The sequence below is a fragment of the Gemmatimonadota bacterium genome, assembly GCA_016712265.1.
Taxonomy (GTDB): domain Bacteria; phylum Gemmatimonadota; class Gemmatimonadetes; order Gemmatimonadales; family Gemmatimonadaceae; genus RBC101.
Genome location: JADJRJ010000029.1, coordinates 60,145 through 84,390, shown reverse-complemented (window position 1 = coordinate 84,390; position 24,246 = coordinate 60,145). Strand labels below are relative to the sequence as shown.

The following is a 24,246-nucleotide window of genomic DNA, read 5'->3' as shown; positions in this document are numbered from 1 at the left end:
TCCGAAGCGCGTGTTCGACCTGACGGAGAGCGTGATTGCGGCCGGCGACCATTCGTTTCGCCTGGTGCATCCGCGGAGTGCGGAGTCACTCATCGACGAGGCGGCGTTTGCCGAGGATGAGCGCCTTCCGTATTGGGCAGACATCTGGCCGTCGTCGCGCGTACTCGCGGACGTGTTGGTGCGCCATCACGGCGACGGGCGCACGGCGCTCGAGCTGGGGTGTGGCTCCGGGCTGGTGGCGTGCGCCCTCGCGGTCGCCGGGTATCGGGTGACTGCCACGGATTACTACGACGCCGCGCTCGCGACCACCGCGAACAATGTGCAGGTCAACACGGGCGTCACCATCACGACGCGACTGGTGGACTGGCGCGCGCTCCCGAGCGACCTGGGCCGCTTCGACCTGGTCGTCGCCGCTGATGTGCTGTACGAACGCCCGTACGCGCCGCTCGTGGCCCACGCCCTCTCCGCGACCATCGCGCCCCCGGGGACGGCGATCATCGCCGATCCCGGTCGTGTCGCCTTCGAATCGTTTGTCGATGACCTGGCCCCACGAGGGATCATCGTGGACGAGGGGTGGGACGTTCCGCATGTCCTGGACCAGCAGCGACACACCATTCGTGTGCGCGTCCTGCGTTGGGCGCCCGCATATCGCCCCAACAGCGGCGGGTGGTCAGCGCCTCACTGACGGCGCGGCGCTCGACGCTCGGCGCACCCCTCGTACAGGTCGCCGCCGATGGTGAGGCGCGCTCGATGCGACCAGCGCTTGTCGGACATCCCGTCGGAGCAGGGCGCGGTGATCACGATCGCCTCCACCATGTGCCCGGCGCTGTCGAGGGAGTTCCACCGCAGGGTGTCGCCGACGAGGACCGGTGTCGACGGGGGAAATTGCTCGCCGGCCGTGTCCACTGGCGTGGTGAAGATCATCCCGTTGCTGTCAATGCGTAGTCCCCAGAACGGCTCCGTTCCGATGAGCTGGAAGACGGGCGGCTCCGGTTGTCGGCCGAGCGTGTCCGCGTCCGTGAGGATCTCCGGCTCGGTCGCGGCAACGGTGGCCGTATCGTTCGCCGGTTGCTCCGCGCGCGCACACCCGACGAGGAGCAACAGCAGGCCAACGCCGTGCCGCGCGGTCATGCCAGCCGGTCGGCGACGACCTCGGCGATGTCGTACACCGGCACCGTGGACTCGAGCTTCTTTCCCGCATCGCCAAGCATCGTCATGCAGAAGGGACAGGCGACGGCGATCGCGTCAGCCCCAGTGGCCAGCAGCTCCTTCTTGCGCTCCACGTTGATGCGTTCTCCGACGCGTTCCTCCATCCACATGCGGCCGCCGCCGGCGCCGCAGCAGAGTCCCCGGTCGCGGGAGCGCGGGGCCTCGACCAGCTGAACGACCGGAAGGGCGCGCCGCAGCGTCTCACGCGGGGCCTCGTAGACCTCGTTGTACCGTCCGAGGTAGCAGGAGTCGTGGTATGCCACCACCAGCCGTTCTCCGTCGTCTGTCTTGAGTGGGACGCGGCCATCGGCGAGCAGTCGCTCGATGTAGGTGGAGTGGTGGATCACCTCGTAGTTGCCGCCGAGCTGCGGAAACTCATTGCCTACCTGGTGAAAGCAGTGCGGGCACGACGTCACGACGGTGGTCGTCTCGTACTTGTCCAGGGTCTCGATGGCCTGCTTGGCCAGCATTTGATACAGATATTCATTCCCCATGCGTCGGGCAGGATCGCCGTTGCACGTCTCTTCCTGCCCGAGGATGCCGAACCGGATGCCGGCGGCCTGGAGGATGCGGGCGAAGGCGACGGTGGTCTTCTTGGCCCGGTCGTCAAACGACCCCATGCAGCCCACCCAGAAGAGGATGTCGGGGCGCTCCCCCCGCTCGAAGAGCTCGGCCATCGTCGGGATGTCCATCCCCTCCGCCCACTTGACGCGCTCCGCAGGCTGGAAGGCCCACGGCGAACCGTTCCGTTCCATCCCCTCGAAGGCGGGCAATACTTCCTCGGGAAAGCGGGACTCGGTCAGCACGAGGTTGCGGCGCAGCTCGTTGATGATCGAAAGCTGGTCAATGGACACGGGGCACTCATGCACGCAGGCGCGACACGACGTACACGCCCACAGTTCTTCCTCGGTGATGTAGTTGTCCAGGAGCTTGCGATCCAGCACGGCGGTGTCGCCGGACGCGGTCCCGATCATGGGCTGGCCAAAGACATCGGCACCTCCCACGATGGCGGGTGCAACTTCCCACAGGCGCTGGCGCGTGTCGATGACGATCTTCCGCGGCGAGAGCGCCTTGCCGGTGAGGTTCGCCGGACAGACCGACGTGCAGCGTCCACACTCGGTGCAGGCGTAGCCATCGAGCAAACTCTTCCAGGACAGGTGTGTCACGTCGGACGCGCCGAAGACCTCGGTCTCCTGCTCGAGGTCCATCGCCTTCATGACGCCTACGGTGCCGGGCCCGCTCGTGTTGGACAGGAAGGTGTTCGGCAACGAGACGATGACGTGGAGATGCTTCGAGTACGGCAGGTAATTGAGGAACGCGAAGATGAGCAGTGCGTGCGCCCACCACGACACGTCACGCATGACCTGGGCCGCCCCGGGGCCCATCCAGCCGAGGGCCAGCGCGACCGGGGTGGACACGGGCTGGAGCGCCATGGGGTGGTGCGGGGCGAGGATCCGGTCGCCGGCGGCGACCAGGATCAGGGTAACCATCAACCCGGCGATGAGGCTCAAGATGAAGATGGCATCACCGCTGTGCACGTTGTCCCCTTGTAGTCTCCGCGGCTTGATCACGATGCGGCGGTACAGCAGGAATCCGACGGCGAGGAGCACGGCGCCGGCGGTCCCTTCCTGCGACAGGACGAACAGGCCATAGAGGGGGGCCGGCAACACGTCCCCAAAGGTGAAACCGGGGGTGAGTCCCTGGAGGATGATCTCCAGCGCGCCGAGCTGCAGGACGAGAAAGCCCCAGAACACAAAGGCGTGGACCGGTCCGGCCACCGGGTCCCGCAGGATCTTGGTCTGGGCGATCCCGATCGTGAGGAAGTTCTTGAGCCGCGTCGGAATGTCGTTCAGTCGCCAGTCGCCCCCGGTGCCGACGCGCAGGTAGCGCACCAGCCGTTGCGCGCTGTACGCGAACATGCTGATGGCGAACAGCAGGACGAGGAGGAAGATCAGGGACGACGTCGGCATGTTGGGTGGGTCAGGGCACAGACGGCAGACGGCAGACGGCAGCGCGAAGCGCGAAGCTACCAAACACCACAACTGAGGACCAGACACCGCTCAGCCAATGGTCCGGCGCGGGCGCCGCCGTTGCCCGGGACTACAGGCGCGCGGCGACCTCCACGATCACGTCCATCGCTTTCATCACGTCGGCCTCGGTTGTATCGAACGGACCCACCTGAAATCGGATGACGAGATGACCATCGACCCGAGTCTGGGTAAGATAGGTGCGGCCATCGTCATTGATGGCGGTCACGAGTGCAAGGTTGTGCGCATCGAGGTCCGCGACGCCGGCCGGTACATGTCGGAAGGTCCACAGGGACAGCACCGGCTCCGACGTGATCTCGAACCCCGGAGCCGTTCGCAGGCGCTCGCAGGCCGTCGTGGACCAGGCGACGTGCTGGCGGATCATCGACCGGAGGCCCGCGAGCCCGTGGGCACGCAGGAGGAACCAGAGCTTGAGCGCGCGAAATCGACGACCCAGCGGCACGTGCCACTCGGAGTAGTTGATGAGGTCGCCCTTGCCGTGCGTCTTCAGATACTCCGGGTGAATCGCCAGGGTGCGGACCAGACTCGCCGGGTCCTTGACATAGTGCGTGCTGCAGTCGAACTGGGCGCCGAGCCACTTGTGGGGATTCAAGACAACGGAGTCGACGAAGTCGATGCCGTCCCACAGGGAGCGAAACTCGGGGCAGATCATGGCCGATCCGGCCCATGCGGCATCCACATGGGTGTAGAGTCCGTGTCGGTGCGCGACCTCGGCGACGCCGGCGACGTCATCCGTCGCGCCGGCGCTCGTTCCCCCTACTGAGGCGATCACCCCGGCTGGGCGCAGCCCGGCCGCCAGGTCGTGGCGGATCGCGGCGTCGAGCGCGGCAACGTCCACTCCACGGCGCGGGCCGTGGGTCGGGATCCGCACGAGGTTTCGCTCGCCGATCCCCGAAACCCAGATGGCCCGGTCGATCGAGGAGTGCACCTCGTCCGAAGCGTAGATCCGGACGCTCGTCCCACCGGCCAGTCCGTCGCGATTTCCTGTCCACTGCAACGCCCGCTCTCGCATGACCAGGACGGCCGCAAGCGTGGCCGACGACGCCGTGTCCTGGATCACCCCGGTAAAGGTCCCCGGGAGCCCGAGGGCCTGACGGAACCAGTCCAATACCACGGTCTCTACTTCGGTGGCTGCGGGGGAGGTCTGCCAGAGCATCCCCTGGGCCGCCATTGCCGACACCAGGTATTCGGCGACCACCGAGACAGGGGCCGCGTTGGCTGGGAAATACGCAAAGAACCGCGGGTGCTGCCAATGCGTCATCCCCGGCACCACGATTCGCTCGAAGTCGGCGAACAGCTCGGCCATGGGTTCCGGGGATTCCGGCGGTGACGCGGGGAGTTGGCGACGAATGTCCCCAGGCTCCACCGCCGGTCGCACCCGCCGCTCGCGCAGCCCCTCGCGGTACGTGGCGCCCCAGTCAGCGGCGCGGGCGAGCCACTCGCGGTACTCGGCTGGTGTCATGGCCTAACGATAGCCCGATGCCTGCAGGTCGAACAACTCCCGGTACAGACCATCGCCCGCCAGGAGGGCGTCGTGCGTCCCTTCCTCCAACAGCTGGCCGTCCCGGAGTACGAGGATGCGGTCCGCCATGCGCACCGTGGAGAACCGATGCGAGATGATCACGGCCCCGCGGCCGGCCATGAGGCCGGCAAAACGCTGGAAGACCTCGGCTTCCGCGCGCGCATCGAGCGCGGCCGTCGGTTCATCCAGGATCATGACTTGAGCGTCGCGCATGTACGCCCTCGCCAGGGCGATGCGCTGCCACTCGCCGCCCGACAGGTCGAGCCCCTCCTGAAAGCGACGCCCGAGCATCTGGCGCCACCGATGGGGGAACTTCTCCAGCAGGCCCGTCGCCTGGGCCTTCTCGGCAGACGCCACCATCTCAGCTGGTGGCGGCTCGTTCCCGGGATCGACGGAGCGTCCATCGTCCTGGTCCAACCAGTCGCGCGCCACGTCGATCTCCCCCACACCCACGTTTTCTGCCACCCGCATGTCGTACCGAACGAAGTCCTGGAAGATCACGCCAATGGCGCGCCGTACGCTCGCCAGGTCGTAGTCGCGCAGGTCACGCCCGTCGAGCAGGATGCGCCCCTCGGTCGGATCATAGAGGCGCGCCAGCAGCTTGGTGAGCGTCGTCTTGCCTGCGCCGTTCTCCCCGACCAGCGCGACGCGCTCCCCCGGCGCCATGGTGAATGAGAGGTTCCGCACAGCCCAGCGATCGCTCCCGGGATAGCGAAAGCCGACCCCCTCAAAGCGGAACCCTTCCCGCCATGCCGCAGGCAGCGGCGGCCCATCGGGCGGGCTGCTGATCGCTGGCTGCATCTCGAAGAACAGGAAGAGGTCCCGGAGGTACAGCGCTTCCTCGTGCACGCCGGTGACCAGGCCGAGGAGCCCCTGGAGCAGGTCGCGGCCACGCCGGAACGAGGCGGCCAGGAAGGTGAGTGAGCCGATGGTGATGGTGCCCTGCACCGCCTGCACGACGATCAGGAGGTACGCCGTGTAGTACCCGATCGTCGAGAGAACGCTCAGTCCTGCTCCTACGAGGGACCTCCGCACTGCAAGCGCGCGATTTTCGCGGTAGTACCACTCGGACAGTCGACGGAAGCGCGCGATGAGCCACGGCGCGAGTCCGAACAGCTGGACCTCCTTCGCCGTCTCCTTGCTCGCGCCCGCATACCGCAGGTAGTCGAGCTGCCGCCGGCGCGGTGTCCAGGCATGCATGAGGGCGTACTGCCGCCCGGCGAAATGCGACTCGCTGGCGAGCCGCGGGAGGATCGTGATCGCGAGCAGTAGCACCAGCCACGGGTTGAACGTGAGCAGCACGGCCGCCATCGTCGCCATCGTCACGACGGATTCCCCGAAGCGCAGTACCGAACCCAGGAGCCCCAGCCGCCCAGCCGTCTGGCGACGCGCGCGCTCCAACTGGTCGTAGAAGGCGGGATCCTCGAACTTCGCCAGGTCGAGGGTGGCGGCGTGCTCCATAAGTCGCACCGTGGACCGGATCGCGAACAGGTCGGACAACTGTCCTTCCACGAGCGACGCCCCGCGATGCATCAGCTCGGCGAGGATAACGAGACCGACCTCCAGCAACACCAGCGGGAGCACCGCCCGCCACCCCGCGCCGGCCTGTTGGGCCTCGAGCACGCCGTCGATGATCAGTTTCGCCACCCAGAGCTGCGCGACGGGAAGCAACCCACTGGTCACCTGCACCACCGCGAGGGTGGCGGTGTACCCTCTGTGCGTCTCCCAGATGAGCCGGAGGAGCCGCGGCACGTACTGCAATGCCTGCCACCGCTCCCTCAGCGAAGGCGCGGGGGCATTCGGGTCCTTTGACGCACGACGTGGGCCGGGCGGACGCATCATCTGTCAGGTTTTCGCTGATCCGGTTCGCAGCGCTCCCGCACCGGGAGCGCTCGAGGGTTCCGGCGTCGCGCGCATCGTGCCGAGGACACGGTGAAGCTGCTGGTCATGAAGGCCGAAAGAGTCGTTGTGAGTGCCCGGAGGTATACTACGGGAATCACGTCCCATCCCGCGAACACCGGCTCTGAAGCCTATGCTGCGTCACGTCCTGCCCCTCCTGCTGCTTCCGCTCGCCACTCCCCTGCCGGCCCAGGTGGCGGCTCCACGCCCCGAGCGTGCGATCCGCCGCGACGTGCCGATGACCAACGCGATCCGCCGCGCCTTCGCCGCCGGCACACGCGATTCGACGGGGCGCCCGGGGCGCAACTACTGGCAGCTCAAGACCGACTACGCCATCCGGGTCCGGCTCGACGTCGCGACGTCACGCCTGACGGGCTCCGAGACGATCACCGTGCATAACGACAGCCCGGACACGTTGCGCACCATTGGCCTGCGCCTCCCGGGCAACCACTTTCGCGGGGAGAATCCCCGCGCGGCGACCTGGGTACCCGCCGAGAACCATGAGGGGATGGTGGTCACGCGATTGGCGGTGAACGGAACCGCGGGTCGTCTGGCGCCAACGGGAGGACCTAACGCCGCGGCGGCCGAACCGACGCTGATTGGCGCGACGGTCACCAACGCCCGCATCGCGCTGTCGTCGCCGATCGCCCCCCGGGGGAAAGCAACCATCGACCTGGACTGGACGTTCAAGCTTCCGGGCGGGCCGGGCCTCGGCCATCGGATGACCATGCGCTGGGCGGACTCGCTCTACCAACCGACCCAATGGTTCCCGCGCGTGGCCGTCTACGACGACTTGCGTGGATGGGACAACGAGCTGTACCTCGGCCCCAGCGAGTTTTACAACGACTTTGGCCGCTACGACGTGCAGATCGACGTGCCAGCGGGCTGGATTGTGAGTGGCACCGGCACGTTGGCGAATCCCGAACAGGTCCTGACCGCTTCGATTCGCGAGCGTCTCGCCCGCGTGACATCGACGGACGCGATCACGACCATCGTCGGACCGGACGAGGTCGGTCCCGGAGTGGCCACCGCGCCAGGAGACCGCCTGACCTGGCATCTGGTCGCCGACAACGTCAACGACTTTGCGTGGGCCACGGCGCGCAAGTTTGTCTGGACCGCCACACGGGCGACGATCCCCGGCAAGGGGGCGGTGCCGATTCACATGGTCTACCTCCCGGGGCGCGCAAATCTCTATGCCAATGCCGGCCCGGTGAGCCGCCATGCCCTCGAGTTCTATTCGCGGCTCTGGTTCCCGTACCAGTTCCCGCAACTCACCCTGCAGGACGGACCGAGTGCCGGGATGGAGTACCCGATGGTGATCAACTCCAACATCGGGGCGGCGGATCACGAGACGGCGCACCAATGGTGGCCGATGGTGGTCTCCAACAACGAGACCTGGTACGGGTGGATGGACGAGGGGTTCAACCAGTACATGAACGTCCTGTCGGCGGCGGACAACCAGAAGGTTGCGCCGAACCTGAACGGCCTGGGCCAATCCTACGGACGCACTTCGGGGAACGAGGCCGAACCCCCGATGATGTGGAATGCCAACTATGCCGGCCCGGGCTTCTACGGCTTTACCACCTACACGAAGACCCCACTGATGCTCTCGATGCTTGGTGGGATCGTCGGGGACAGCGCCGTCATCCGCGCGCAGAAGGCCTGGGGCGAGGCGTGGATGTGGAAGCATCCCTCGCCGTGGGACTGGATGTTCTTCATGCAGGACGCACTCAAGCAGGACCTGGGATGGTTCTGGTACTATTGGCTCTTCACCACTGAGAGCGTGGACGGCTCGATCGCGGACGTGCGGCAGGCCGGGATTCGCACGGGCGTGACCGTGCGGCAGGATGGGCAAATGCCATCGCCCGTGGTGTTGAAGGTGGAGTTTGCGTCCAGCGGGCCCCCGATCCGCCCGATGAAGAACGCGGTAATGCTGGATGCGCGGACCGCCCGGGTCACGTACCCGGTGGATGTCTGGTTTGGCGGCAGCAAGACGTTTGTCGCGAACCTGATGTTCGGGGGGCGCAAAGTGGAACGCGTGACGCTCGACCCCGACTGTCGGTTCCCGGATCGCGACCCGTCGGACAACACCTGGCCGCGCTCGTCAGGCGCTACCGCGCCGGCCGCCACGGTCCCGAATCGTCCGTCAGCCGTCAGTTGCGGGCGGTAGTTCCCCCTCGAGCTCCACGCCGAGTCCATCGGCAATCCGGTTGACGAAGGCGAAGTACCCGACGATCGCGCAGAGGTCATGGATCGCGCGATCGTCGAACCCCGCCGCACGCAGCTCCGCGACATGCGCGGCGGCAACGAGCCACGGCGCGCGGGTGAGAAGGTCGGCGTATCGCAACGCCACTTCTTCGGCGCGTTGGACCGGCCACACCGGCGTGTTGGTATCCCCGAGGGCCGCCAGCATCGCGTCCTGGCTCGTGCCCTCCATGCCCTCCTGCCCCAGGATCTGACGGAGACCCGCTCCGTGATGATGCAGTCAATACCGGCAGTGATTCAGCGCGGAAATACGCACCGCGACCATTTCCCGCAGCCGTCGCGGGAGCGGCCCGGGATCATGCATCAGGGCACGGTAGAGGCCATGGTGGTGCCGCATGACCGACGGGTGCCCCGCATGGATCTGGATGATGTTGTCGGGGTCCGCCACCCGCTCCTCCGGACGGAGCCCATGCTCTGGGGTATATCGAATGAAGGCCATCGTGCCAACCTGAAGAGGTGAGGAAGCCTAACGCGGGTTCTCGTTCCTGACGATAACGCCGCCCTTCATGACAAACCGCACGCGCTCCAACTCGCCGATCTCGCGCAGCGGATCGCCCGACACGGCGATGAGGTCGGCGAACTTCCCGACCTCCACGCTCCCCACCCGATCCGACCATCCCATAATCTCGGCGTTGAGCGACGTCGCCGAGACGATCGCGGCCATGGGCGACTCGCCAAAGCCCACGCGGATCGCAAACTCACGCGCGTTGCGCCCGTGCGGGATCACCGCGGCGTCCGTCGCAAACCCAATCGGGATGCCGGCCGCGAGGGCGCGGCGGAAGCCGGCCTCCTTCACCGACGCGATCTGGCGCGAGCGTTCGCGTTCCGGGGCCGGGATGTTGTTCTGCACCCCCTCCTCGGCGATTGCAAAGCTCGTGTAGAGCGTTGGCACGTAGAAGGTGCGACGGTTCGAGGCCTTGAGCAGCGTGATGGCTTCCTCGTCGAGGTCCGAGCCATGGTCGACCGTGCGGACGCCGGCGCGGATGGACGCCTTGATCCCCGAGGCCCCGTGGGCGTGCGACGCGACCATGCGGCCCCATCGCGTCGCCTCGGTCACCGCGGCGGCGATCTCCGCGTCCGAGTATTGCTGCGCCCCGGGTGAGATCCCCTTCGATAGTACGGCCCCCGTGGCGAGGATCTTGATGTGGTCCGCGCCATTCTTGAGGTTGGTGCGCACCGCCTTGGTGACCTCCTCCGGACCGTCCGCGAGGTTGCGCACCACCGGCACGTCCACGTACACCGAGAACTGGCGGGCATCACCCGCGCCGCCCGTGGAGGAGACGTAGTTCCCCGCGACCAGCATTCGCGGCCCGGGGACGGCGCCCTCGTTGATGGCGTTGCGCAGGTCAACGTCGACAAAAGGCCAGGTGGGACCGAGATCGCGCACCGTGGTGAAGCCTGCCTCGAGGGTCACCCGCGCGTTGCGCGCCCCCCACAAGGCGTCGTGACCCGGGGTCGTCTTGACCAGCCCGTCCTCCCAGTGCACACCCATCCGACTCGTCAGGTGCGTGTGCAGGTCGATCAACCCCGGCAGGAGGGTCGCCCCCCCAAGGTCGATCACGCGAGCCCCGGCGGGGACCGGGAGGTCGCGCCCCACGGCCGTGATGCGTTCCCCTTCCACGCGGACCGCGGCCGGGGAGACGACAACACCGCCACGTCCATCAATGAGGTGGGCCGCTCGCACGATCGTAACGGAGGGTTGGGCGAGGGCCCGTCCACCGCTCAGCGCCATCGCACCCGCAAGAAGAAACGCTCGTCGCATACGACTGGAAAGAGGAGAAGCCCGCACCGCGCGAGGCACGCCATCACTCGGTGCAGGAAGTATGCGGACACTCGTGATGCAGCGCGAGGATGCGAATCAGGTGCCGCCGTCGTCGGCCCAGCCGGGTCAACGAAGCGACGAGGTGCAACGCGGCCGCCCGGGTGTCCGGCGCAGACTACTCGCGCCGGAACGACGCGTCGGCGCGCGCGCGGGCGCGGGGTGTCCAATCCAGCGAGTAGTATGCCCCGCGATCGCGCGCCCACGGATCAAACACGTTGCGCACGTCGGCCAGCTCTCCGGCCAGCTCCGGAACCGTGCGGAGCAACACCCGCTTGAACGTGGACACTGGTTGCTTCGCATGCCCGTTGTCCTCCCCCGGTTCCTGCATCGGCGCGGGCCCGCCCTGGTCCACCCACGACATCCCGAGCGTCGAGTAGATCTCCGGCCGGTAGCTGGAGGTGAAGAAGCGGTCGCTGAACAATCGACGCGACGCATTCAGCACGAAGACGAGGAACTGCGTCTCCGATATGGCGAACCCGTGCGGCCGTGTGAACTCGGCGAGGTACCCGACGACGACGTCGAGATCCTCGACATTGTCCACGATGGTGCCATCCGGGAATCCCAGGCAATCGGTGATCGGCGAACCGTCCGGATTGCGCAACGCGAGGCTGATCACCTTGCGCTGGTCACAGCGATGCTGCCCGTACACCTCGCGCATCGCCTGCACGATGGACTCCTGCCGCAGACGCTCCGGGGCGGTGGCCGCGAGCCGCACATCAACGAAGTCATCGAACGATCGCACGTGACGGAGGCCGTACTGACGGCGGAACTCGTTGTATCGCGGCACACCGCGCTCGCGGTCGCGCAACAGGTCCAGCGCCATCACATCCAGGGTGCCGGCACCGGGGGCACGGCTGACCTGTAGGTGCTGCAGGAATCGGGGACTGTTCTGGAGGGTGAGCAGCCCCAGTCGCTGGCGTCCCAGGCTCAGCGCCCAGTCGGCGGCGCCGTGGGCACGCATCAATGGCGTCGCCTTGCCGCGAAAGGTCGCGACGGTGGGCACATGCGTGGTCACCGCGTTCGGTGCCGCAAGCTGTCGCACCTCCAGCACGTCGGGGATCAGCGGGTGCAGGCGATATACCGTGACGAACTCCTCCGGGAAGTTGAAGGGAGACCCGAAGTGATTGACGCCACCATTGAGGTGCTGCGTGCTATCGATGCTCCAATCCGGCCGTTGGCTCCCCGTACCGACGATCCCGGCTCCCGCCGCCAACACGGAGAACCAGGATGCCGCGCGTGAGCCCTTCGACGAGGCGCCGAGCGAGGCCACCACGCGGGCCAGCGCCGACCCGACCATGTTGTCGTCGTCCACCAGGCCGTTCCAGTTCGCGTTCATCGCCTTGTACAACGGCTCGTTGTACAGCAGCTGCGTGGTCCATTCGATGGTGTGGATCTTGGCGATTTCAGCGGCGACAACGAGCCGCGCCGCCTCAAACAGCTCGTCGGCGGTTACGTCGCGGTAGGAGACCGGCGCGTCGGCTCGTCCCGGACGCCGGAGTCCACAGTCTGCGGCCGGCGTGGCCGCGGCCTGTCGGCGAAAGGCGGCCACGAACTGGTTATGCTCGCGAGCAAAGACCGTGTGCAGGAGGCTGAGGCCAATGCTCCAGTTGTCAGGAAACCCGGTCGCCTCCTGCCCCACCCACTCCGGGTGCATCGGATCCCCGTCACCAAGCGCAGGGAGGTAACCCTGATCCTCGGTTCCTTGCCGTACCATCAGGAGGCGGGCTGGGTCGGACGGGTCACGCTTGACGCGCACGCGGGAGCGCTCGTCGTACCCATACAGTTGGGACGCGTCCCACCAGGCCGTGTTGGTGTTGCGGAAGGTCCGCGGTGCACGCACCAGCCGCTCACCGGCAGGTGTGCCGAACCGCACGGGCGGCGACGAGTCGGCCACGAGGGCGCGGCCGACCGAATCCGTCACCCGGCATCTACCAGTCGCCGCAAACGCGTCCCGACACCCGAGTGTCATCTGTGGTGCGGCGTTGCGCCCCTCATCCAGGTGCGAGAACCAGTCATGGGTCATGAACTGGATCCAGTAGGCCGCCAGCACGTTGAAGAACGGTGCCTTCAGGTAGTCGCACCGAACGGCCGCCGGACTGCCAGCCGGCCCGGCCCCGTCGTTGCACGCCTGTGGATCGTCCTGGAGCCTCGTGAACAAGCGCCGGCTCACCAAACGCGGATCCGGGGAGGTGAGCGAGATGCGGCTCCCATGCCGGTTGCGTGCCAGGGAGTCCCCGCCGTCATGCGGGAAGGTGCTCTCGAACTCCACATTGCGGGCGAACAACGTCCCCGTGGAACCCATCAGCGGATTGCGGAGGTCATTGCAGATCCCGGTGAGCGTCCGGAACCTGACCAACTCTCCCGTGCATGCCTGGTCCCCAGGTCCACCGACCTCCCCATAGGCGACGTGCCCTGGTGGAAGGCGCATCTCGGGCCACTGCCGGATGGCCGGCCCCTCCACCGCCGAATCACCGGATACATACCTCGGCCAGGTCCCCGAGTTATCGAACAGGTTGAACCGGATCAACTCGACGCGGGCGTACTCCAGGTCGATCAATGCGCCGTTGATGCCCCGGAGGTTCTTGGTCCCGAGCCAATGTCGTGAGCTGGCGTCGCCCGCTCCCCAGTAATGCGTGAAGTCCACCCACGGTGCGCCCCGCTGCTCCGTCGCCCGCGTGCCGCCCCGACAGCGCGCCGTCGTCTCTTCCACGTTGCCGGTGAAACGCTCGCCGCGCGTTGCCGCGAAGGGCCGCGCGTCGAGGGAGGAGGCACAGCTGGCCACGTCTGGCAGCGCATCCAACAGCTTGTTGCATCCTGCCAGGGTGATCGCGAGGAATAGCGAGAGCCCGGGCGAACGGACCAGGTGCATCGGCCGCGGGACGGAGGGGGAATGAGTCATGGGGCCGTGGCCTCGAGTCGGGGGGGAACGCCGAGCGGAGGCGATGCGCGACGAGCGAGCTGGCTGGCGGCGTAAACGCGGGTGCGCGAACGCCCCGCGGCCCCAAGCGGCGAAAACCAACCGCCGGCCGCGCGCAGGTCTACGGGGTTGTCGGCAAACCAGCGGACCATCCGGTCGCGCTCGGCACTCGGTGTCACGCGCTGGCGCGGGATTCGCACCACGGCAAACGGCTCAACCGGGACGGCAGTCCAGTCTGCGGACATGTCCTCTATCATCCGCTGGCTCCACGCGTCGTGATCCGCGGCCGGCAGGTCCGGGAGGACCTGGATCCCGATGGTGGCGCGCAGCTCCTGCGAAGCCACGACCTCCAGCAGCACGCGGTGTCGATAGTCGGGGTCGTCACCCCACCCGTCGGGCGCGTTGGGAAACGCCGGCTCGACCACCCGGACCACGTAGCGCACCGCCTGGGCACCAAGCCGGTACGCGTGCCGACTGTGGAAGTCGAGCTCGTCGAGGCGTGGGGCCGCCGAAACCTGCCGTCCCTGTGGGATCGCGGTCACCACCTCGCGGACCAATCGCGCCGCATCCCGGGCCATGTGGGGACCGCGCAGTGCACTGCGCACCATCGCGACCGGGGATGGATGCGGGGAGCCAATGGAGGAAGTGAAGCGCACATGGCGCTCCGGCGTTGCGACGTGCGCGCGGGCGGCACTGTTCGCGGTGAGGGTCATCCATCCCCCTTCACCGTTAGGCGTCGTGAAGGGCTCGCGAGACCGGTCGAGCATGAAGCTGAACCGGAACCCGATCAGGTTGCCCTTGTGGTCGGGGGTACGCAGGTCGGGTGAGCTGTTCGACAGGCGAAGCCCTCCGGCGCTGGGCGAATCGCCGAGGAGCGATCGCCAAGCGGGTCGTGCGGACGGGTCCGCCTCGAGGACGGCCGAGAGAACCGTGGCCTTGGCGTGATTCCCATGCGCCCGCGGACATCCAGACACCGCAGCCACGCGCACGACAGTCTCCTGGATCTCGGACGCCAGCCGACCCACCAGGGCGAACTCATCGGCGAACGTCTCGACACCGTCAGCCCGCATCGGCACCTCCATGTACCTGGAGCCCGGATACCAGCCATCGGCAACATCTGGCGTGGCGCCGAGCTGCGCCCCCGGCTCCGCGTGGTCCCACCCGAGGTCCCGGGCCGCAACGTCGAACATTCGAAGCGCCCGGCGGGCCCGGTCTCGAAACGGCGGTTCCGCGCGCAGCGCCGGAGTCAACACCGCCATCAGTCGCCGCAACTCGTCCCCCGTCCATGACATGGGGAGCGCGAAGTGCGGCACGACCTGGTAATCGGGAACCGCCGCAAACTGCTCGCGCTCAAATGCCGCCCGGCGGTGGTAGGCGGCGGCCATCGAGAGAGCCTCGCAGGCGTCAACCACGGTCGACACCTCGTCCGCCAGCAACGACGACTTCAATCGGTCCACCAGGGATCGGGGGTTTGCGACCCCGCGCGCGACATCCTCAAACGAGGTGATTCCCGGAATGGGTGACGGCAAGGGAGGCTCTCGACAGGGGACTGGGCTCGCGTCAGTGGATGGGCCGGCGCTCGAAGGACAGGCGCAAGATCTGGAGGCGGCGTCTCATCGGACCGACTTCCCCCCAAGGGCGCGGGTCCTCGATAGGTCGCTGAGCCCTTTGCCCCGCGCGTCGCGCCTGTGGTACGAGCGGCACCGCTCCGGTACCACGACACCGCCCATTCCTCATGCCTCGCGCGATACTTCCTTCCCTGCTCCTTGCCGCCCTGGGCTCGACCGTCCAGGCACAGGTACCGGCCACGCACGGCGAGGCACGGGTCGTCCTCGCCACGAGCGGAGGCATATCCCTGGGCTCGTACCAGGCCGGCGTGAACTGGGGGCTGGTCGAGCTCATTCGCCGCGTGCAGCTCGATGACTCGCTGCGAGTCCTGATGAATGCCTCCCAAAAGGCGATTCCGCGGATCGTGGGGTTCAGCGGCGCCTCTGCCGGGACGATCAACTCCCTCATGTCCTCCCTGCACTACTGTGCGGCGGCGCCGTCGATCCGACCGGAGGAGTCGCTCTACTGGCGCACGTGGGTGGATGTGGGGTGGCGGCAACTCATGCCTAACGGGGCGCGGGTGCGCGCCCCGGAGTACGGACTCATCGACCGGCAGTATTTCGAGTCGGCCCTCCTCGACCGCGTCAAGCAGGCGGCGGCGCAGCCGGGTCGACCGGGATGTGCGGTCCAGGTGGCGGGATCGGTCACGCGCCAGCGCGCGATAACGGAGGAGGTCTTTGACCACGTCTCCATCGCCGTCCAGCGCCATGTCACGAGTTATCGCCTGGAGGTCGGCGCCGACGCTCGAATGGCCCTGCGCCAGGCCTCCCCGGACCTGCGCTACGACGAGGGAGTCGGGGTCCAGATCGCCGCGGCCCCCGCCGGAGCAACCGACCGCCTGACGGTCGACGACGCCTACCGAATGGCCCTGGCGTCCAGCTCCATCCCGTTTGTCTTCGCGCCGGTGTCGCTGCGCTACTATCGCGCGAATGCGCTGGACAGTGCCGGCGTCTGCCCGGCAGCAGAAGACCGACGGATCGGCTGCGCCACTCCCACCGAAGCCCGGTTCATGGATGGGGCTGCCTTCGACAACCGCCCCATCTCTATCGCCGACCGCGTGCTCCTGGCCTCGCGCAAGGCCGAGCCGCCGAACGGGCGCACCCTGTTCCATACCGTGTTTATCGTCCCCACAGCGCTCCGCCGGGGCGATGCGCATCGGGCGGATACCACGGTCGAGAGCGCGGGTGGGACGCTGGCCGCCACCCAGTTCCTCGGCAGCATGTGGAAGTCCGCCGCCGAGTATGAGCTGCACGCCTACGCCCGCAGCCGCGCGGGATCGCCGGAGCAACGCGGATCGGTGGCGGACACTGTTGAGGTGACGAGCCGCGCGTGGTCGATCTTCGGCCAGACCCTGGCGCACTTCGGCGCCTTCCTGGCGAGGCCGTTCCGCGAGCACGACTTCTACGTCGGCGTGTACGACGCCTTGAGCTTCAGCTCGGACCGGCTGTGTGCTGCGGCGACGTCACCGGATGCGACGTCCGTCACCGCGCTCCGCGCCCGTTGTCACGCCGCCGTCTTCCGAACGTTGATGCAGCGTGTCGACGTCGGCTGCGTGGGTCATGCCCTGGTGACCCGGTTCTATGAGCGCGAACATCACCTGGCCGTGGACCAGGACGCGCCGCGGGATCCCACGTGCGCCAACGATGCCGAGGTGCGTCGGCGACTGGGCATCCTGCGCCAGGTGACGGACGCCTTCCAGGAGGCCATGGTCGCCCCCCGGCGTTGTACGCCCGGCAACGGCCCGTTTGAAGCGCTGATGTGCAGCAACGGCCTCAGCGCGTTTACGACCCTCGCGACCCAACGGGGGGTGGTGGACTCCCTGCGCGCGTATGCTGCCAACCACGGCGAATGCCAGGCCTCGTACACGGCGGTCGACTCGGCCTCCTCCGCGTGTTTCGCCAATGACGACGTGCTCCGGTTCCTCTCCAACCCCCATGACTTCATCAAGCGTTTGGCTTTCCTGGGGATGGAGCGGGCGGCGGCGGTGGAACGCGTAGCCCAACAGGTGGAACAGGCGAACTATGCGGATGCTCGCCTGCGGCTGGCGAACCCGGTGCTGCGCAGCCTGCTTGGCACCCCCACGCGCGCGGCCTTCGCATGGGACCAGTCGAGCACGCCGCGGGAGTGTGGCGATGGCACCCTCTACCCGCGGTTTGGCGCGTGCGGCCTGGTGCAGACGTTGTTCCGGCTTGGTGTGCCGTACACCGTGGCTGGCGGCTTTGGGGCGACCACGCTCGAAGCCGGGGTGCGACCCGCCTTTCACCAGAACGCCCGGACGAGCATCGTCTTTCCCCTGACGGTGCACTACGGGCGCACGCAATCCCGCGCGGCGGGTGAGAGCACCGAGACCACGCGCCGCTCGTGGCTCTCGGCGGGAGCCGGCGTGATGTGGCGTAACCCGGGCATCATGGTCAACGAATGCCTGCTCGCCTCGGGCTGGCGCGTCCGGGCGCCGTGGGCGCGTGACGTGACCTTTGCTCCGCGGGAGCGCATGGTGCACCGACTGCAGTGCGACCTCTTTGCCTCCCGCTTTACGATGGGCGTCACTACGACACGTGTTGACACCCGTGAGCGCGGGCACTGGTCGTTGCTGGTCGGCATGGCCGACGTCAACGGCCTGCTCTACTGGCTCCTTCCGCGCGAGATGCGCTCGCGCTGACCCTCCTTCCCTCGATATCGACATGCGGCTTTCCTCGCCTTGCCTTGCCCTGCTATTCGCCGTCAGCTCACCCGCCATCGTCCACGCACAGGATCTCGGCTTCCTCTCGACGGTCTTCGCCCGGGTGCATCGCCTGACGTTGTCGCTGCAGTCCATCTCGCCGAAAGACAACGGCGTGCTCGACCTCTCGGGGCGTGGGTGCGGCACGTTGCCGGTGTGTGGCGCCGGTACCGAGGTGCTCATCGACCTCGACACGCGCTCGCGCGCCATCGACCTCGAATTGGGGTTCGGCGCCGGATACCTCCGGCCCGTGCAGAGCAAGGACCCGGCCACCATTGATCTGCGTGCGTCGTTGCGCTCCCTGCCGGTCATCTCGATCCACTCGACCTACAAGACCGGCACGTGGATCAACCCCTACTTCACCGGCTCGTTTGGCCTGGTCGACCTGTGGAATGGTCGCGTGCACACCCCGGCCGGCAAGCAGGCCGAAGTCCGCGCCTCCACGTTCGAGTATGGCGTCTCCGCCGGGGTCGGCATCGCGCCCCCGTTCACCAATGCGCGGCTCCTGCTCGCCGCCGGCTACCGGGCGCGCAATTTCGCCAGCGTAGGGTACTCCCTCACCGATCCCCTTCCGTCCGCGTTCCCGCGGTCCCTGGACTTGAGCGCGTGGCAGTTCAGCGCGGGCTGGCAGTTCGACCTCCGGCCGCTCTCCAAGTCGGTTGATATCGCGGGCAGCTGGGTCCTCGCGCGCGTGGACGGCCTCCCGCTGCCGTTCGTCGCCCAGCAGCGCCGCACCGGCAGCGAAAGCACGCGCGACGAGCTGCTCGCCGCGTACCTGGAACTCTCGCCAGCGGACAGCGCCTACAGCATCGACGTGGTCACACGACGGGTGGTCTCCACGGCCACTGGAGCGCCGGTGGAACAACAGGTCACCGACTCGCGCCGCGAGACAGGACGCTGGTCGGCGACTCGCCAGGGGGTGGTCACCCTTGCCACCGGTGAGGTCCGGCAGCGAGCCAGCCGTTCCGATGACGAACTGATGGTGGAACACGCCAGCACCGGGCGGCGCCTCTTCTTCCGCCGCGTCCGTCGCTCCTGAGGAGAAACGTCCCGCCATGACGCCGATTACTCCCGATGACGCCGGTGCCTTGTTGGCCGTGCAGTCCACGCGACTGCTCCGCGACCTTGAGCCCAGCATTACGTCCGCGCTGGCTGCCGAGGTGGAGTTCATGCGCCTTGAGGTTGGTGACCGCTTGTTCAAGGAGGGGAGCGGCGCCGGTGCCCTCTACCTGCTCGCGGAAGGCTTGCTGCACGCGTCCGAACCGGACCTGAGCGACGGTCCGAAGCGCATGCGGATCATCGCACCGGGTGAAGCGGTGGACGGCCTGCAAGAGCTCGGTGGAGCGAACACCTGGGTCGTCGCGGCGCAGGAGCCGTCCCTCGTCGCCGTGGTCCCGGACGAGGCGGTGGACCGGCTCGGTGTCGCGCACCCCGCCTTCGTGCAGGTCCTGGACCGCTTGCACCGGCGTCAGTCGCTGACGAGCCTGCGACGGATTTTTGGCCCGGTCGACGAAGCCCTGCTCGACGACCTGGAGCGGCTGGGCGATTGGCTGCACGTCAAGCGTGGCGAGGTTGTGTTTGAGCCGGCCGCGCGGGCCGACAGTGTGCTGTTCATCATCCGCGGACGCGTGGCCGCGCTGCACGTGGCGGAGAACGGGGAAGAACGCCTGGAGTCATATCGCAACCGCGGGGAAACGGTGGGCGAGTCGGGGTTTCTCACGGGACGTCCCCGGGCCTACCGCGCGCGCGCCACCCGCGACAGCACCATTGTGCGGTACTCGTCCACGGCGTTCGAGGAACTCATCGCGAGCCATCCGCGTGTCATGCGGTACCTCGCACGCGCCGTCTCGCTGCGCGCCACGGCGCCATTGCGTACCGCGCGCAACAGCACGATCAGCTCGGTCGCGGTCGTCCCGGCGAGCCTCAGGGCTCCGGTGCAGGCGGTCGCGGAACGGGTGGCGGCTGCCCTGGACGTCAACGCGTCTGTCTTGCGCCTGGACTCGGCGCGCGTGGATGCGCTGTCCGGGGTCTCCGGTCTGGCGCAAGCGGCCGTTGGCAGTTCGCTCGAGTCGCGTCTCATGGAGTTGCTGGAGCGGTGGGAAGACGAACATCGTTTCGTCGTGTATGTCGCGGACGACGCGCCCAGTGAATGGTCGCGGCGGTGCGTCCGCCACGCCGATCGGCTGGTCCTGGTGGCCGACCCTCGGGAACTGCACACGCCGGCCCGCGTGGAGCACGATGTCGTCGCCAGCTCGGTGCGGCAGGGCGAATCCCGCGCGGTCCTGGTGTTGGCGCATGCCGACGGCACGAAGTCGCCGGCCAACACGCGCTACTGGTTGGACGCGCGGCCCTACGTCTCCGAACACCACCACGTGCGCATGTCCGAGCCGCGCGATTTCGAGCGACTCGCGCGCATCCTCTCAGGGCGTGCCATCGGACTCGTCCTGGGCGGCGGCGGTGCCCGTGGGTTCGCCCATATCGGACTCCTCCGGGCGCTCGACGAAGCCGGGATACCCGTCGACCTGGTCGGGGGGACGAGCATGGGAGCGTTCATCGGCGGACAGTACGCCATGGGGCGCACCCTCGCGGAGATCACCCGAGCCAGTCGCCGGGTCTTTCTCGAGATTCGCCCCCACCGCGGATTCACCGTGCCGCTGCTGGCCCTGGTTGGCCAGGATCGCGTGGACGAGGCGGGGCGGGCAGCATACGGCGACGTGCACATCGAGGACCTGTGGCGCAGCTACTTCTGCGTCTCGGCCAACCTCACCACAGCAGACGTCGTGGTGCATCGTCGCGGCTCGCTCCGTCACGGCGCCACCGCCAGCGCCAACTTGCCGGGAGTGAGCGTCCCGGTGCTGCATGACAAGCAGCTCCTGGTGGATGGTGGGGTCCTCAACAACCTGCCCACGGACGTCATGCGAAAGGCCGGCGCCGGCGTCGTGATCGCCTCCATCGTGTCGGCGCAGGTGGGGAGCCTGTTTACCTGCGATCGGGTTCCCGGCACCTGGGAATTGCTGCGTGGCCACCTCACCGGACGTCGCACCGCGGCCTTCCCGACGCTGATCGAGGTCATGATGCGCTCGACGGTGCTCTACAGTGCCAGCCGCGAGCGCGCCAGCGCGGCGGACGCGGACCTCGCGATCCGGCCGTCGGTGGCGGGGTTCGGCCTCCTGGCCTTTGAGCGCATCGACGAGATCGTCGCGGCCGGGTACCAGGCCGGGATGGACGTGCTCCCCGGGTGGAAAGCCCAGGCGGGGACGGCCCTCGCCTAACGACCCGCGGGACGCAACGACGCGAGCATGCGAGCGACGTCCCAGCGGCGATCGACCAGCGCGGGGCCGTAGGTCAAGGTGCCCACGCCCAGGTGGTCCCCGCCGACGGGGGTCAGCACCACCGTCCCGAGCCGATAGGTGCTCGAGTCCGCCGGTTGCTGGTACCAGGTAAAGTCGAGCGCCACCATCCCGGTCGCGACGTGGTCCCAACGGTGGAGCCCCGTCGGCGTGAACGCCGGATACTGCTCGCCCAGCGTTGGCGCCAGCTCTTGCAGTGCCGCCATGGCGTCCAATGTGTCGGGTCGGAGCTCGACCACCAGGCGCGAGGTGTCGCCGCTGATGTCCGGGCGGATCCATGCGGCGCTGTCGGAGCGCCACGTCGCGGGGAGTTGGGCGGATCCACTGCCGGCCGCAAGGCGCCGCGTCTCGGGACGCGCGCTCCAGACTCGACCGGCGGCCACCGCGGCGGCCACGAGACAGACGGCCAACGCGACACGGCGGACTTCCGCGCGCGTCAACAGGTGGTCGCTCAGTCCCTCGTCCGAGGTCTCGGCGTCCGGCTTGCGCGTGAGCAGGTCGTCGAGTCGATCCCGGATCGCGCTGGCCAACAACAGGAATGCACCGACGCCCCCCGCGGCCACCATCGCCACGACACCGGTGGAGCGGAGCCAGGCTTCTGCCCCGGGCCAGCCGGCCTGGATGACGACATGCAGCGCCGCGGCGGTGGCCATGGCTCCCAACGAACGCCGGAGCGAACGCTCGAAGCTCGCGGCCCAGGCGAGGACCAGCGACGGCAGGAGGTACGAGAGCTGAACAGCGAGGTACGCCTCATCCACCCAAAGGGAAAAGCGCAGCGGGGTCACCATCATCCCCACGCGCGCCGGGAGCAGGGGCAGCTCAAGTGGCCGGTTGGCGAAGCAGGCCAGCCCTGCCGCAAACGCCATGACCGCAAAAACGGTCGCCGCGGGACGCATCATCAGGATGCGCGTTCGCCGACGTACGACGCGCATCGTGAGCATCATGACCGCTACCACCAGGGTGCTGCGCAGCACGATCCACCAGGGCGGCAGCACGACAGGGCGTGGTACGTCTCGCCGACCGGCGATCCCGTCCGCTACCTGCTGCGTGGCGTAGGCCCAGGCCTCGCCCAGCGAGCCGGCGACGACCACGCGATCCAGGGCCACGAGAAGCGCCGCGCCCACCCCTCCACACAGGAAAACCGCGAGTGCCGCCACGGGCGTCAGCGGCAGCAGGGCAAACCGACGCGTCGCGTAGATGAACATGTAGTACGGCACGCCGAAGACCAGAACCCCCTGGAACAGGTAGTACACGATCTCACTGCTGAGCCGCGGATCGTGCATGGCGCCCCGCGCGTGCGTGGGGAGCAGCACGAACATCAGGGCGGCCACGTACAGGGGCGCGCGTGACGTCCCCGGCCACGCGGCGCTGTCGCCGGTGACAAAGCGCAGCATCGTCCGGTGCATGATCCAGAGCACAAACACGCTGAACAGGAGCAAGGCCACCGCCGACACCCGCGGGGCGCGCGCAATCCCCTGCATTTCCACGTGGTATTCGGTGATGGCAAACCAGGTCACCAGGACCAGCACCTGCGTCCGTGCGACCGCCCGCGCGTTGAGTCGTCCCTGATGCGACGCCCACACCGAGGCGAGTCCGAGGGCCAGCACGACCCATCGCATGGTCTCGGTCGTGCGTTGCCCCACCGACGTGGACCAGGTGAAGGGAAAAGCGCTCGCCAGCAGGTCGGCCGCCGATACCAACCAGCGCGGCCAGGGCAGTCCCGGGGTGAGCCCCACCGATGGCGCCCACAACACAGCCGATGCCACGACGAGGGCCGCGATCGTCAGGGGCACGGCGAGCGCGTGCGGTACCAGCTCGCGCGCTGCGCGTTGCAGGGTGCGCGCCTGGCGCAACACCTTGAAGACGACGCCAACCCCAATAAAGTAGTACAGCGGCCACAGGTAACTGGTCATCATCGTCCCCACCTGCGCCACGCCGGCAGCGGGCAGGTGCCAGCCCCCCCGAGCGGCAAGTGACGTGTAGGAGGCAATCCCCAGGGCCGCGAGCCCGGCCACCGACCAGGCCAGGTGCCAGACGACACCACGCCGCACCAGGAGGCGCCCCAGTCCCCATACCATCCCCCCAAGCGGGATCCCCACCACCGCAATGGCGAGCGGGATCCGGCCCCGGAACCACGGCGCGGTGGGAATGGAGATGCTCGCGACGAAACCGCAGGCGGAGGCCGCGAGCAGGGCGGTCACGAGCCCGACGACGGTGTCATTCCTGGTTCCGGCGCGATGCCGCGTCAGGGTGAACACCGTCGCGACCACACCCTGCAACGGGAGTAACAAGGTCCAGTACGACTTGGGCAGCGCCGACAGGTTGGCCAGGTTCAGGTAGAGGAACGAGGCAAGCGCGAGGAGGAACACCGCGCGGTTTGCGATACCTGCCCCCGTAAGCAGTGCCGCCCAGCCCAGTGACATCGCCACCACCCAGAGCCCGATGTCCCACGCACCGACCGTTCCGCGGTCTGGAATCTCCAGGATCTGCTCGATGGCAATGGGCGGCCAATCCAGCGAGATGGCCAGGGGCAGCAGGAGGCAAAGGAGTCCCGCGACGACGACCCCACCGCGCAAGAGCGGCACCGCCTCCCGCGGGAGCTTCGCCCAGTCCAGGACGTCCGCGTGATACTCCCCGACGGCAAAGACTCCGGCCGCCTTCTCGACATGGCCGCCCAGCAACGACTGACGCGTGCGAACCACCCACGCCGCCGCAGTCGGGTACCGCGCTGCCAGCCGCTCAATGGTGCGTTGCGGCCACAACGACCGCGCCAGCGCCGGAAAGGTCGTCGCGAGGAAGTAGCGGAGCTTCTGGAGCGCGGTAAAGAACGAGAGGTTCACGGCACACGGCCCGGGTCTGCCCGGACAGGCGCAGGAACCTCCCCGGG

At 68.0% G+C, this 24,246-nt stretch carries 15 protein-coding genes; 5 read left to right on the top strand and 10 right to left on the bottom strand.

Translation table 11 applies throughout. From position 1 onward, the window contains the following. Positions 1-10 precede the first annotated feature (10 nt). On the top strand, positions 11-685 hold the full coding sequence (locus IPK85_14185; protein MBK8248538.1) for a methyltransferase domain-containing protein: 675 nt from the start codon (positions 11-13) through the stop codon (positions 683-685). Here IPK85_14185 and IPK85_14180 read toward each other — a convergent pair. The 4 genes from IPK85_14180 to IPK85_14165 all read right to left on the bottom strand — a co-directional run bounded on the left by IPK85_14180 (position 679) and on the right by IPK85_14165 (position 6,618). After that, positions 679-1,131, bottom strand: coding sequence for a hypothetical protein (locus tag IPK85_14180; GenBank protein MBK8248537.1), 453 nt, complete (start codon positions 1,129-1,131; stop codon positions 679-681). The two genes, IPK85_14185 and IPK85_14180, sit on opposite strands and share 7 nt — an antisense overlap. Continuing rightward, entirely contained in the window at positions 1,128-3,179 is a 2,052-nt protein-coding gene (locus IPK85_14175; protein MBK8248536.1) for a 4Fe-4S dicluster domain-containing protein, read from the bottom strand. The genes IPK85_14180 and IPK85_14175 overlap by 4 nt, the downstream gene beginning before the upstream one ends. A gap of 130 nt (positions 3,180-3,309) precedes the next feature. After that, positions 3,310-4,719, bottom strand: coding sequence for an aspartate aminotransferase family protein (locus tag IPK85_14170; GenBank protein ID MBK8248535.1), 1,410 nt, complete (start codon positions 4,717-4,719; stop codon positions 3,310-3,312). Positions 4,720-4,722: 3 nt separating this feature from the next. Beyond that, positions 4,723-6,618: an ABC transporter ATP-binding protein gene (locus IPK85_14165; GenBank protein MBK8248534.1), complete on the bottom strand. Its 1,896-nt coding sequence runs from the start codon at positions 6,616-6,618 to the stop codon at positions 4,723-4,725. A 193-nt stretch (positions 6,619-6,811) separates the two neighbouring features. Between IPK85_14165 and IPK85_14160 the strand changes: the two genes are divergently transcribed. Continuing rightward, positions 6,812-8,848, top strand: a complete 2,037-nt coding sequence (locus IPK85_14160; GenBank protein ID MBK8248533.1) for a M1 family metallopeptidase — start codon at positions 6,812-6,814, stop codon at positions 8,846-8,848. Here IPK85_14160 and IPK85_14155 read toward each other — a convergent pair. The 5 genes from IPK85_14155 to IPK85_14135 all read right to left on the bottom strand — a co-directional run bounded on the left by IPK85_14155 (position 8,825) and on the right by IPK85_14135 (position 15,211). Further along, the gene (locus IPK85_14155) at positions 8,825-9,115 is read right to left on the bottom strand and encodes a hypothetical protein (protein ID MBK8248532.1); all 291 of its coding nucleotides are present in this window, start codon (positions 9,113-9,115) and stop codon (positions 8,825-8,827) included. The two genes, IPK85_14160 and IPK85_14155, sit on opposite strands and share 24 nt — an antisense overlap. A gap of 48 nt (positions 9,116-9,163) precedes the next feature. Further along, the gene (locus tag IPK85_14150; GenBank protein ID MBK8248531.1) at positions 9,164-9,382 is read right to left on the bottom strand and encodes a carboxymuconolactone decarboxylase family protein; all 219 of its coding nucleotides are present in this window, start codon (positions 9,380-9,382) and stop codon (positions 9,164-9,166) included. A gap of 27 nt (positions 9,383-9,409) precedes the next feature. Beyond that, a complete protein-coding gene (locus tag IPK85_14145; protein ID MBK8248530.1) occupies positions 9,410-10,705 on the bottom strand; it encodes an amidohydrolase family protein in 1,296 nt (431 codons plus the stop codon). Between the two features lie 175 nt (positions 10,706-10,880). Then, a complete protein-coding gene (locus tag IPK85_14140; protein MBK8248529.1) occupies positions 10,881-13,634 on the bottom strand; it encodes an oxygenase in 2,754 nt (917 codons plus the stop codon). Positions 13,635-13,660: 26 nt separating this feature from the next. Next, positions 13,661-15,211, bottom strand: a complete 1,551-nt coding sequence (locus IPK85_14135) for a hypothetical protein (GenBank protein ID MBK8248528.1) — start codon at positions 15,209-15,211, stop codon at positions 13,661-13,663. 206 nt (positions 15,212-15,417) lie between these two features. Here IPK85_14135 and IPK85_14130 point away from each other — a divergent pair, with 206 nt between their 5' ends. Genes IPK85_14130 through IPK85_14120 form a run of 3 tightly spaced genes read left to right on the top strand, consistent with a single transcriptional unit; the run spans position 15,418 to position 21,281 of the window. Next, positions 15,418-17,949, top strand: a complete 2,532-nt coding sequence (locus IPK85_14130) for a patatin-like phospholipase family protein (protein MBK8248527.1) — start codon at positions 15,418-15,420, stop codon at positions 17,947-17,949. A 22-nt stretch (positions 17,950-17,971) separates the two neighbouring features. After that, entirely contained in the window at positions 17,972-19,048 is a 1,077-nt protein-coding gene (locus IPK85_14125; GenBank protein ID MBK8248526.1) for a hypothetical protein, read from the top strand. 16 nt (positions 19,049-19,064) lie between these two features. Then, complete coding sequence (locus IPK85_14120; protein MBK8248525.1) at positions 19,065-21,281, top strand: cyclic nucleotide-binding domain-containing protein; 2,217 nt, start codon at positions 19,065-19,067, stop codon at positions 21,279-21,281. Here IPK85_14120 and IPK85_14115 read toward each other — a convergent pair. Continuing rightward, the gene (locus IPK85_14115; GenBank protein MBK8248524.1) at positions 21,278-24,199 is read right to left on the bottom strand and encodes a hypothetical protein; all 2,922 of its coding nucleotides are present in this window, start codon (positions 24,197-24,199) and stop codon (positions 21,278-21,280) included. The two genes, IPK85_14120 and IPK85_14115, sit on opposite strands and share 4 nt — an antisense overlap. Positions 24,200-24,246: the final 47 nt, after the last annotated feature.

Coding starts and splice junctions, on each gene's coding strand:
- IPK85_14130 (MBK8248527.1), top strand. CDS start 15,418: ATGCCTCGCGCGATACTTCCTTCCCTGCTCCTTGCCGCCCTGGGCTCG.
- IPK85_14165 (MBK8248534.1), bottom strand. CDS start 6,618: ATGCGTCCGCCCGGCCCACGTCGTGCGTCAAAGGACCCGAATGCCCCC.
- IPK85_14140 (MBK8248529.1), bottom strand. CDS start 13,634: ATGCACCTGGTCCGTTCGCCCGGGCTCTCGCTATTCCTCGCGATCACC.
- IPK85_14145 (MBK8248530.1), bottom strand. CDS start 10,705: ATGCGACGAGCGTTTCTTCTTGCGGGTGCGATGGCGCTGAGCGGTGGA.
- IPK85_14160 (MBK8248533.1), top strand. CDS start 6,812: ATGCTGCGTCACGTCCTGCCCCTCCTGCTGCTTCCGCTCGCCACTCCC.
- IPK85_14150 (MBK8248531.1), bottom strand. CDS start 9,382: ATGGCCTTCATTCGATATACCCCAGAGCATGGGCTCCGTCCGGAGGAG.
- IPK85_14175 (MBK8248536.1), bottom strand. CDS start 3,179: ATGCCGACGTCGTCCCTGATCTTCCTCCTCGTCCTGCTGTTCGCCATC.
- IPK85_14155 (MBK8248532.1), bottom strand. CDS start 9,115: ATGGAGGGCACGAGCCAGGACGCGATGCTGGCGGCCCTCGGGGATACC.
- IPK85_14125 (MBK8248526.1), top strand. CDS start 17,972: ATGCGGCTTTCCTCGCCTTGCCTTGCCCTGCTATTCGCCGTCAGCTCA.
- IPK85_14170 (MBK8248535.1), bottom strand. CDS start 4,719: ATGACACCAGCCGAGTACCGCGAGTGGCTCGCCCGCGCCGCTGACTGG.
- IPK85_14120 (MBK8248525.1), top strand. CDS start 19,065: ATGACGCCGATTACTCCCGATGACGCCGGTGCCTTGTTGGCCGTGCAG.
- IPK85_14180 (MBK8248537.1), bottom strand. CDS start 1,131: ATGACCGCGCGGCACGGCGTTGGCCTGCTGTTGCTCCTCGTCGGGTGT.